General features: G+C 38.8%; 4 protein-coding genes and 3 pseudogenes. 3 read left to right on the forward strand and 4 right to left on the reverse strand.

The features are described 5' to 3' along the window. The 3 genes and pseudogenes from LZ575_RS12160 to LZ575_RS12170 form a co-directional block, all read right to left on the reverse strand. Window positions 1-704 (reverse strand): annotated as a pseudogene (locus LZ575_RS12160) (MotA/TolQ/ExbB proton channel family protein). A 55-nt stretch (window positions 705-759) separates the two neighbouring features. Beyond that, on the reverse strand, window positions 760-1,986 hold the full coding sequence (locus LZ575_RS12165; RefSeq protein ID WP_235324838.1) for a Glu/Leu/Phe/Val dehydrogenase dimerization domain-containing protein: 1,227 nt from the start codon (window positions 1,984-1,986) through the stop codon (window positions 760-762). A gap of 107 nt (window positions 1,987-2,093) precedes the next feature. Then, window positions 2,094-3,158, reverse strand: coding sequence for an anhydro-N-acetylmuramic acid kinase (locus LZ575_RS12170; RefSeq protein ID WP_235324839.1), 1,065 nt, complete (start codon window positions 3,156-3,158; stop codon window positions 2,094-2,096). A gap of 91 nt (window positions 3,159-3,249) precedes the next feature. Between LZ575_RS12170 and LZ575_RS12175 the strand changes: the two are divergent. The 3 genes and pseudogenes from LZ575_RS12175 to LZ575_RS12195 all read left to right on the forward strand — a co-directional run bounded on the left by LZ575_RS12175 (window position 3,250) and on the right by LZ575_RS12195 (window position 10,728). Next, window positions 3,250-4,393 (forward strand): annotated as a pseudogene (locus LZ575_RS12175) (acyl-CoA dehydrogenase). A gap of 341 nt (window positions 4,394-4,734) precedes the next feature. Beyond that, a pseudogene (gltB, locus tag LZ575_RS22580) lies at window positions 4,735-9,263 on the forward strand (glutamate synthase large subunit). Window positions 9,264-9,267: 4 nt separating this feature from the next. Beyond that, window positions 9,268-10,728, forward strand: a complete 1,461-nt coding sequence (locus LZ575_RS12195) for a glutamate synthase subunit beta (protein ID WP_235324840.1) — start codon at window positions 9,268-9,270, stop codon at window positions 10,726-10,728. A gap of 67 nt (window positions 10,729-10,795) precedes the next feature. On the opposite strand, the gene LZ575_RS12200 is transcribed toward LZ575_RS12195, so the two are convergent. Next, window positions 10,796-11,821, reverse strand: a complete 1,026-nt coding sequence (locus tag LZ575_RS12200; protein ID WP_235324841.1) for a T9SS type A sorting domain-containing protein — start codon at window positions 11,819-11,821, stop codon at window positions 10,796-10,798. Window positions 11,822-11,908: the final 87 nt, after the last annotated feature.

An 11,908-nucleotide genomic window follows, 5' to 3' on the forward strand; every position in this document is an offset into this window, starting at 1 on the left:
TTATGCAGGCTCGTTTAGCAGGTCAAGGAAATCTACAGCAGTAGCCTCCATTTGATGTACCACTTTATCTGTTTTCACAACTAAATGGTTATAACCTATATAAGCTATAATACCCACAATTAACCCGGCAACTGTTGTGGTCATCGCGGTATAAATACCTTCAGCAAGAGATCCCATTTCTGCCTGGCCACTACTTGTAGCCAACTCGTGGAATGCCAATACCATACCAATTACTGTTCCCAGGAAACCAATCATTGGTGCAGCTCCCGCAATTGTTGCAAGGATACTTACATTTTTCTCCAATTTATAAACTTCCAGTCTCTAAGCATTTTCAATAGCTGTATTTATATCTTCAAGTGGGCTCCCAATCCTGGATATACCCTTTTCGGTTAAACGTGCCACTTAGTGAATTGGTTTGGGCACATCTTATTTTGGCAGATTCGATATTCCCGTTAAGAACACTATCTTTTATTTGCAACATAAAATTTTGATCTACCTGGGTAGCAGCTTTAATTGCGAATAAACGTTCAAAATAGATATATACTGCCACGAATAATAATACGAAAAGAATGGCAATTATTATTTGACCACCCAGTCCACCACTCAACATTAAATCAAATAATGAAAGGGTTTTCTCTTCTACGACTAAGTTCTACCTCTTGGGCTCCCAGAGCCAGGTCATCTTGCTGAAAAAAGTATAGCATAAAAAATGTAAGGTTTTGTAATGTAACGTGAGATTGTGTTATTAATTGTAAAGTTTTACACCAATTGTTTTAGAGCCAGTTCAAAAGCAGTCCTACTTATGTCCTTTTTGGAACTATTATGGTCAAAGGTGCTCTTTATTGCACTCTTAATAGTAATGGAAGTATCATTAAAAATTGCTTCATCAGTCATTTGCACCCTACGTTCCATAAAATAGGCAAACACCCTGGCCATTCCACAATTCGCAATAAAATCAGGAATTACACTTACGCGTTCATCTGCAAATTCCATAATAGGGCCAAAAAATATTTCCTTGTCGGCAAAAGGAACATTCGCTCCGGAACTTATCACTTCCAGTCCGCCGCCAATCAATTGCTCCACCTGCTCTTTTGTAACCAGTCTTGAGGCAGCACAAGGTGCAAAAATTTCTGCATTTAATTTCCAGATTTTCTCATTAATTTCTTCAAAAGGAATAAGATTGGAATCTTTTAAGGAATTTCCGTTTTTGTTTAAAAACAGCTGCTTAATCTCTTCAAACGAATAACCATCTTCTTTAATAAGACCTCCTACCCTATCTATAATCCCAATGATCTTTACTCCCATTTTCGAGAGGTAAAAAGCTGCGGCAGATCCTACATTACCAAATCCCTGAACTATTGCTCTCTTTCCTTTTACGTCCCCGCCATAGATACCGTAGTAATGTAGAACGGCTTCAGCCACTCCATACCCTGTTATCATATCTGCCACAGTATACTTTCGGGTCACATCGGGCGAGAACCTGGAATTTTCCAGCACTTTAATTACTCCCTGTCTAAGTTGTCCAATCCGGTTTATTTTATCTGCTTCCGTTGGGTGAAAATGCCCTGAAAAAACTCCTTCCTGAGGATGCCAAACTCCGCAATCTTCAGTTATAGGAATGACTTCATGAATTTCATCCACATTTAAATCTCCACCAGTACCATAATAACTTTTAAGCAATGGAGATACTGCTTTGTACCATCTTTCCAGAACTCCTTTTTTACGGGGGTCATTTGGGTCAAAATCAATGCCTGACTTTGCACCGCCAATTGCAGGGCCTGAGACAGTAAATTTTACTTCCATCGTTTTTGCCAAAGAAAGCACTTCATTCATATCCAGCCCCTTTCTCATCCTCGTACCTCCACCTGCTGCGCCACCTCTAAGGGAATTTATCACCACCCAGCCTTCAGCATTAGTTTCGGGATCTTTCCAGTTAAAGACAATTTCGGGTGCTTTATTTTCATATAAATTAAGTAAATCCTTCATTTTTTATTTAAATTTTCCGGGGTGCAAAAACGGTTGGTATGCTGCTTTAGCTAACGCTGAGCAAATATAAAAAACAAATGAGCCCCATAGTTTAAAAAGAGCAAATTTTAGGGTTCAAAAATAACACCGGAACTATGGTCTCTTTCTGCCCCTGTTACGCTACTTAAAACGTTTATTTCACCTCTTAATTTCAGCACACCTAAAAGTCCGAATATGAGAGCTTCTTTAAAATTGACAATTTCATCTGTAGGTACTATAATCCTGTTTTTGGTCCTTGCTTTAATCTGCTGAAGGAGGAAAGTATTATAAGAACCTCCTCCTGTAATGAGGATTTCTGAATCCTCAGAGTTATCCAGGACTCTGGTTATTTGAGAAGCTACATGCTGGCAGAAGGTATTTAAAATAGAAGGCACGTCGCTTTCATAGTTCCTTAGCAACGGAAGAATTTCAGCATTAACCCATTCTATTCCCAAGGATTTTGGTGGATCCTGGTTATAGAAAGGCAATGCCCCCAGCTGGATAAAAAGATCATCTATTAATTTTCCCGAAGAAGCAATTTGCCCCCCGGCGTCATAGAAATGCCCCAACTTTTCGGCATAATAATTTAGAACGGTGTTTACGGGAGCAACATCATAAGCTATCCTGCTATTCCCTCTTTCCGTAGATATATTAGCAAAACCGCCAAGATTTAAACAATATTTATATTGAGAAAACAGCAATTGATCTCCTATTGGAACCAAAGGAGCCCCCTGACCGCCTAATTGTACATCCTGAACCCTGAAGTCACAAACAATTTTATGCTGTAGCAGTTGTGCCAACAAAGGCAAATTCCCAATTTGGAGCGTGTACATATTTTGTGGTTCATGTTTTATAGTATGCCCATGGCTACAAATTGCATCAAGACCATAAATAGATCTCTTTTTTAAATAGGTGGAAATTATACTGGCAAGATACCTTGTATATTCTTCATTTAAATTATTTAGCAAGTCCTCTCCATACTCAATTGCACGCGAAAGTTGATCTTTCCACTCCACAGGATAAGGGATAGTTTCAGCATCTTCAATTTCAAATTTCCAGCTATCTTCCTTTGTAAAATTCACTACAGCCAGATCTATTCCATCAAGGGAAGTGCCGGACATTACTCCCAGTACTTTATAGCTAAATTTTTTCATATTCGTAAAAATAGCTATTCTGAATTGAATTATAGGCATCAAAAAACTACCTTTGTTCTGAAAAAATTTTTGATTTAATAATATCGATCAGATGGATTTTAAACTTACTGAAGAACATATAATGATTCGTGATGCCGCCCGGGATTTTGCCAAAAGCGAATTGCTGCCGGGGGTAATTGAAAGGGACGATAAGCAGGAATTCCCAATGGAGCAGGTGAAAAAAATGGGAGAACTGGGATTTCTTGGAATGATGGCTTCACCGGAATATGGAGGAGGTGGAATGGATACTGTCTCATATGTTCTCGCGATGGAAGAAATTTCAAAAATAGATGCTTCAGCATCAGTAGTTATGTCGGTTAATAATTCCCTGGTTTGTTGGGGGCTTGACACTTTTGGAAATGAGGAACAAAAGTCAAAATATTTGTCCAAACTAACTACGGGTGAAAAACTGGGAGCCTTTTGTCTTTCTGAACCTGAAGCAGGGAGTGATGCTACTTCACAAAAAACCACCGCACTGGATAAAGGTGACCATTACGTTCTTAACGGAACTAAAAACTGGATCACCAATGGAAAATCTGCCGATTACTATTTAGTAATTGCGCAAACACACCGGGAGAAAAAACATAAAGGTATAAACGCTTTTATTGTAGAAAAAAATTGGCAGGGTTTTGAGATAGGACCAAAAGAAAACAAATTGGGAATTAGAGGAAGCGATACCCACTCTTTAATTTTTAATGATGTAAAAATCCCAAAAGAGAACAGGATTGGTGAAGATGGTTTCGGATTTAAGTTTGCAATGAAGACTTTAGCCGGGGGAAGAATAGGAATTGCCGCACAGGCTTTGGGAATAGCTGCTAAGTGCTTATGAACTGGCATTGGAGTATTCTAAAGTGAGAAAAGCATTTGGTACAGAAATATGTAATCACCAGGCCATCGCATTTAAACTTGCTGACATGCACGTATCAATAGAAGCAGCAAGAATGCTCGTTATGAAAGCGGCTGTAGATAAAGACAATGCAGACAATTATGATCTATCTGGCGCAATGGCTAAATTATATGCATCTAAAGTAGCTATGGATGTAACCGTGGAAGCAGTTCAGGTCCATGGTGGAAACGGATATGTAAAAGATTATCACGTAGAAAGATTGATGAGAGATGCAAAAATTACGCAAATTTATGAAGGAACTTCAGAAATACAGAAAATAGTAATCTCCCGAAGCATTTTAAAGAAATAGGGGGTAAAAATTTTTACAATATATATAAACAGCCTTTATAGGCTGTTTTTTTATGAGATTATATTAGAAAATTTGAGGTTTTTAATAATGTACCCCTATTAATATAGGGGGTGCAGCAAAAAATGTTTTAAAATTAGATTTTTAAAAGATATCTCAAAACCCTTTCTCGTTTCACGCCAAATATTCAGGATTTGATAATGAGGCTTTGTCCTCATTCCGAATTTAATAAAAAATACTCATTTAATTCCGTTTAATACATTTTTATCAGAAAATAGGTGTTTTATCATTACAATATGCATTAAATCATATATTTTTGTAAATATCACATAATACATGAGTTTATGAAACCAAAGCAGCAGGGGCTATATCATCCGGAATTTGAAAGCGATAATTGTGGAGCAGGATTTATTTGCAACCTTAAAGGAGAAAGAACAAACGACATTATACATAAAGCACTGGACATCCTGGTGCGGTTAGAACATCGGGGAGCGGTAAGTGCCGATGGAAGAACAGGAGATGGAGCCGGAATATTAATAGAAATTCCCCACACTTTTTTTAAGAAAGTTTGCAATTTCGACCTTCCGGAGCGTAAGGAGTATGCAGTAGGAATGGTTTTTCTACCTCCTTCAGCTAATCAGCAAAGAATTGTAAAGAACATCTTTGAAGAACAAATTCTTCGGCAGGGATTAAAGATCCTGGGTTGGAGGGAAGTTCCCGTAGATCACACCTGCCTGGGAAGTATCGCAGCATTGACTGAACCTAATGTGCAACAAATTTTTATTGGCAAAGGAGAAGATATTACATCTACAGAGTTTGATGCGAGGCTATTTGTTTCCCGTAAAATAGCCGAACATAAAATTGAAAATACTGAACTATCAGAATCACATTACTTTTATGTTCCCAGTTTATCTACCAGCACTTTAATATACAAAGGCCTTCTTATGCCAGAAGATATTAATATCTATTACAAAGATCTTGATGATCCAGACCTGGTAACTAAACTGGCCCTGGTCCACCAACGATTTTCAACTAATACTTTTCCAAGTTGGGATTTGGCTCAACCATTTAGATATATGTGCCACAATGGTGAAATCAACACCTTGCGAGGGAATTTAAGCAGAATGAAAGCCAGAGAGGAGCTTTTTAAAAGTGATTTAATTGGAGATTATGTAAAGGAGATAACTCCAATTACTGCCGAAGGAAAATCTGATTCAGCATCTATGGATACAGTCCTCGAATTACTTCTTCACACTGGTCGCTCTTTACCCGAAGCAATTATGATGATGGTACCTGAAGCCTGGGAAAAAAATCCAATGATGGACGAAGATAAAAAGGCCTTCTATGAATATAATTCCTGTATCATGGAACCATGGGATGGTCCGGCTTCCATTCCCTTTACAGATGGAAATTATATAGGTGCCCTTCTTGATAGAAATGGACTTCGCCCTTCACGATACACATTAACAAAAGACGGCTATGTAATAATGGCTTCAGAAACAGGAGTTATTGAGATTGCGCCAGAGAATGTAGAAAGGCATGGTCGTCTCGAACCGGGTAGAATGTTCCTCGTTGATATGAATGAGGGGAGAATTATTGAAGACGAAGAGGTTAAAAGAAAAATAGTAGCTCAAAGACCTTATGGAACATGGCTGAAGGAAAATTTACTACCTCTGGCAGATGTTGCATACACGGGAAATAAAACTCCTGTAGAAAAATTAGATTTTAAGACTCGACAAAAGCTGTTTGGTTATACTCTGGAAGACATTAATACCATTATTGCTCCAATGGCTCAACTTTCTAAAGAAGCAATTGGTTCAATGGGATCTGATATACCCTTAGCGGTACTTTCTGATAAGCCCCAACTTTTATTTAATTATTTCAAACAACTCTTTGCGCAGGTTACAAATCCACCACTGGACGGGATAAGGGAAGAAATTGTTACAGATATTAGTTTATCTATAGGTGAAGACAAAAATATTTTTGACATCATTCCTGAACAGGCCCGAAAACTCAGAATTCAAAATCCTGTTATTTCAAATGAAGATTTGGATAAGATCAAATCTATTCAAAAACCGGGCTTTAAAGCAGCTTCCATTTCTATGCTGTATGAGGCATCAAAAGGGATGAATGGATTAGAAGAGCGTCTTGACGCAATGATTGATGAAATTACAACAGCAGTAGATGCTTAGGCTGTAACATTATAATACTTTCTGATCGAAATGTAGATATTTCTCACGCACCTATTCCTTCTATTCTAGCCTGTTCTTTTGTTCATCATATGATTAAAAAGCGCAAAAGGCGTTCCTCATTTGGAATAGTAATAGAATCTGCTGAACCACGCGAGGCACATCACTTTGCATTGTTATTTGGCTATGGAGCCAGTGCAATAAATCCTTATATGGTAAATGAGATCATTTACGACCTCGTAGAGACAAATGAAATTGATGCAAGAGATCCTGAGGTAGCGGTACAGAATTTTAATACTGCAATAGGTAAGGGAATTGTAAAAATTATGAATAAGATCGGGATCTCTACGCTTCACTCCTACCGTGGTGCGCAAATATTCGAGATCCTGGGTCTAAATAAGAAATTTGTAAATAAATATTTCAGCAATACCCCAACACGTATTGAAGGAATAGGATTGTACGAAGTAGAAAAAGAAATTCAAAAAAGAATTCAACAGGCCTTCAGTCCAAAAAATGAACACACCCCTATTGATCTTGAAATTGGGGGCGATTATCGCTGGCGAAGGAATGGGGAAAGGCATCTTTTTAACCCTGCGAGCATTGCCAAACTTCAGCAAGCTGTTAAACAAAACAACCCGAAGAGCTACGAGGAATATTCAAAATTAATTAACGATCAAAGTAAAAACTTAATGACCATCCGCGGGATGTTCAAATTTCAGCACCTTGATCCTATCCCAATTGAAGAAGTTGAACCCTGGACAGAAGTTGTTAAAAGGTTTAAAACCGGAGCAATGTCATTTGGTTCAATAAGCAGAGAAGCGCATGAAAATCTCGCAATTGCGATGAACAGGATGAAGGGAAAAAGCAATAGTGGTGAAGGTGGTGAAGATGAAGGACGATATCACAAAAGTCCTGATGGTAATTGGAGGAATTCTGCTATAAAACAAGTAGCTTCAGGAAGATTTGGAGTTTCCATCGATTATCTTACCAACGCACAGGAAATTCAAATAAAAATGGCTCAGGGTGCAAAGCCCGGAGAAGGTGGGCACCTGCCCGGCCCCAAGGTGAATCCTGAGATTGCAAAAACCAGAAATTCCACACCCTATGTAGGTCTTATTTCTCCTCCCCCACATCATGATATTTATTCTATTGAAGATTTAGCGCAACTAATTTTCGATTTAAAAAATGCAAATAGGGAAGCTCGAATTAATGTAAAGCTGGTATCAAAAATTGGAGTTGGAACAATAGCAGCTGGTGTAGCAAAAGCTAAGGCAGATGTTGTCCTGGTCTCAGGTTTTGATGGAGGTACGGGAGCTGCTCCCCTCACCTCTTTAAGGCATGCTTAGGTCTTCCATGGGAACTTGGAATTGCCGAGGTACAACAAACTTTACTGCTTAATGATTTGAGAAGCCGAATAGTGGTTGAATGTGATGGCCAGCTAAAAACAGGAAGGGACGTTGCTGTTGCCTGTTTATTAGGAGCAGAAGAATTTGGATTTTCAACTGCACCTTTGGTTGCTTCAGGTTGTATCATGATGCGAGCATGTCATCTAAACACCTGCCCGGTAGGAATTGCCACTCAGGACCCTGAGCTTCGAAAGAATTTCAAAGGCACTCCTGAACACGTAATTAATTTTATGTATTTCGTTGCACAGGAGCTCCGCCAGATCATGGCAGATCTCGGATTTAAGACCATTAATGATATGGTTGGCCAAAGTCAAAAACTAAATATGGATACGGCTATAGGTCATTATAAGGCTCAGGGAATAGATTTGTCAAATATTTTGTACAAACCACAAATTGATGAGGGAATGTCTTTATATAGTACTATGAAGCAGGATCACCGCCTCGACGATGTTCTGGACTTTCAAATACTTAAAAAGGCACATCCGGCTATTTACAGAAAGGAGAAAATAGTTCTTAAATATCCTATTACTAATATAAACCGTACAACCGGAGCAATTATAAGTAATGAAATCTCCAAGATCCACGGGGCCAAGGGTCTTCCAAAGCATACCTTAACACTAAACTTCAGCGGCTCCGCAGGCCAGAGTTTTGGAGCTTTTGCCACTAAAGGTCTTACTCTTAACGTAGAAGGCAACACCAATGACTACTTCGGAAAAGGACTAAGTGGAGCAATACTTTCAGTAAAAAAACCTGAAAAAGCAACTTTTAAATCAAATGAGAATATTATCATAGGAAATGTTGCCCTTTATGGAGCTACCGGAGGAGAAGCTTACATTAATGGAATTGGAGGAGAACGCTTTTGCGTTAGAAACTCAGGCGCCAGAGCTGTAATTGAAGGAATTGGAGATCACGGCTGTGAATATATGACAGGGGGGATCGCGGTGATCCTTGGCACCATAGGAAGAAATTTTGCTGCCGGAATGAGTGGGGGAATTGCCTACATCTATGATCCCGATAATAAAATAAACAGCCATAATTTTAATATGGAAATGATTGGTCTTGAGGAGCCAAATTCTGAAGACAGTAATCAATTGAAAAAGCTGGTTAAAAAGCATTTAAAATTTACCCAAAGTGAGGTTGCGAGAGACATTTTGGAAGATTGGGAAGAAAACGTGAAAAAATTCATTAAGGTAATGCTAGGTAGAATACAAAAAGGCTCTACAACTATTAGAAGAAGAAAAAATGGCCACTGCCGAAAAAGAACTAAAAACAGCATAAAGAAATGGACAAATTAAGAGGCTTTATTAAATATCCAAGAAGAGAAGAAGAGACCATTGCTGTACAGGAAAGGGTAACGAATTATAAAGAGTTCACTCAGGAATTAAGTACAACTGAATTAAATGAACAAGGAGCACGCTGTATGGATTGTGGAATCCCGTTTTGTCACAGTGGCTGTCCCCTGGGAAATCTTATTCCAGATTTTAATAACGCAGTTTATAAGAACGACTGGAAAAAAGCACTTCAAATATTACATTCAACAAATAATTTTCCTGAATTTACTGGAAGGTTGTGCCCCGCACCTTGTGAATCGGCCTGTGTACTGGGAATTATTAAACCACCTGTAGCAATAGAACTTATTGAAAAATATATTCCTGAACGTGGTTTCCTGGAAGGATGGATTACCGCCTGTCCTCCGGAAGTTCGAACAGGAAAAACTGTCGCAGTAGTTGGATCAGGACCTGCTCGCCTTGCAGCTGCACAACAATTAAACCGCGCCGGACATACGGTCACAGTATTTGAAAGAGATAAAAAAATTGGTGGTCTCCTACGATATGGAATTCCTGACTTTAAATTGGAAAAATGGGTAATTGACCGTCGCCTGGCGGTCCTGGAAGAAGAAGGTATTCAATTTAGAACAGAAACAAACGTGGGAGTGAACTACGACATTGAAAAGTTAAAAGAATTTGATGCCATAGTCTTGTGTGGCGGGGCTACACAAAGAAGGCCTTTACCAATTCCCGGAGCGGAAGGAAAAGGAGTGGTCCAGGCAATGGATTTTCTAAAAAGGAACAATGAAGTAGTTGATGGACTGGCAGAAACTATTGAGGAACTTCATGCAAAAGACAAGAATGTTATTGTAATTGGGGGTGGAGACACGGGTTCAGACTGTGTGGGAACATCCAACCGCCATGGAGCAAGATCTGTTACAAACTTCGAAATTATGCCAATGCCTTCAGAAAACAGAACAAGCTCCAGCCCCTGGCCTTACTACCCTTTTACTTTAAAAACTACATCTTCTCATAAAGAAGGAGTAGAAAGGAACTGGAGTATATCAACAAGAGAATTTATAAGAGATGAGGACGGAAATCTTAAAGGTTTAAAAACAATAGAAGTGGAATGGGTAGATACAGGTAGTGGAAGACTTCAGTTAAGGGAGATTGAGGGAACAGAAAAAGAATGGCCATGCGATCTTGTTCTTCTGGCTCTCGGATTTACCGGACCTGAAAGTACCCTGGGGCAGAAACTTGGTTTAGAAGTTGACACCCGTACAAATATAAAAGCAGGCGATAATTATCAAACCAACGTTCCTAATGTTTTTACTGCCGGAGACATGCGCCGAGGGCAATCATTAATTGTCTGGGCTATTTCTGAAGGCCGGGAAGCAGCAAGAAATGTCGATGAATATTTAATGGGAAGATCTTTTCTTCCTACTAAAGGAACTGGAGATTTACCTGCAGCTTAATCTAAAAAAATAAGTAAAAAAAAGCAGCCCCTGGAGGCTGCTTTTCTCATTTAAATAATTAACCAAACTATTTAGAAGAAACTATTTGCTTTGTTATAACCTCACGGTTCGTAATCACTTTCACAATATAGGTTTGACTTGGTCTCATTGTGTAGTCAATTTCTATAGTGGTTATTACCCCACGGGTTGCTTTAAGTTCTTTAACAGATCTTAATAACCTGCCTCTCATATCAAAGAACTGAATGGTCGCAGGAGAAACATAATCAAACTCATATTGAATATTTAATGTTTCTTTAAAGGGAACAGGATATGCAGTGAAGCCTGAAATTGCCACCGAATTATTTCCCTTTCCATTGCTGCCATTGTTTTCATTATCGGAATCATCAGGATCACATCCTTCTGATGGTTCTGATGTTGCCTGAGTACCTCCTAAAGGACATCCGGCATTGTTTAATTCATCAAGATAGGTTCCTGCTGCACCAGCTAGTCTCCTGGAGAAGTTACTATTTACATATGCAATTAACTCCAACTGGTTGGTATAGTAATACTCTACCTCGCTACTACAAGTGTTTAACAATGCTGCTACCGATTGTCTTCCCAGGTTATTAATACCGCCACCACCTAAGTTCAGAACTTCCAGAAGTGTTAAATCTGCAAGAGCGGAAGGTGCATTCTCAAAGACTTCCCCATAGACAGTACAGGTTTGATAAGCATCACACCATCTGTCTGTATGATTTTTCCAGTAACCTAAAGTACAGCCTTCCGCCACCTGGCAATCAGGATTATTAAGACTAATTACTACACTTCCTGAAATACAACCATTTTCACTAATACCTGTTATCAGATATTCTCCTGGTGGTAAGTCTGTAAATCCAGTGGCAGGATAACTAACATTATCATAAAAAGTGAAATTTGTCCCTGTATTTCTAACTGTATAGTTTAGAGCTTCTTCGTTTAATATAAATATTGTACCAACCAAAGATTCGCATTCGGGTTGTTCTACTTCATAAAGAAGAGGAACAGTGACTTCCTGGGGTTTTCCTATATTTATTATAAATTCTTCGGAAGGACAACCGTTTACACCATATTTCACTATGAACTTATACTCTCCAACGGCAAGAGGAATTTCACTAGAGTGTAGAGGATAAAAGATCCTCCATCTAAACTATAGTAAAGGTTA

The organism is Antarcticibacterium sp. 1MA-6-2 (assembly GCF_021535135.1).
Lineage (GTDB): Bacteria > Bacteroidota > Bacteroidia > Flavobacteriales > Flavobacteriaceae > Gillisia.

Coding starts and splice junctions, on each gene's coding strand:
- LZ575_RS12165 (WP_235324838.1), bottom strand. CDS start 1,986: ATGAAGGATTTACTTAATTTATATGAAAATAAAGCACCCGAAATTGTC.
- LZ575_RS12195 (WP_235324840.1), top strand. CDS start 9,268: ATGGACAAATTAAGAGGCTTTATTAAATATCCAAGAAGAGAAGAAGAG.
- LZ575_RS12170 (WP_235324839.1), bottom strand. CDS start 3,158: ATGAAAAAATTTAGCTATAAAGTACTGGGAGTAATGTCCGGCACTTCC.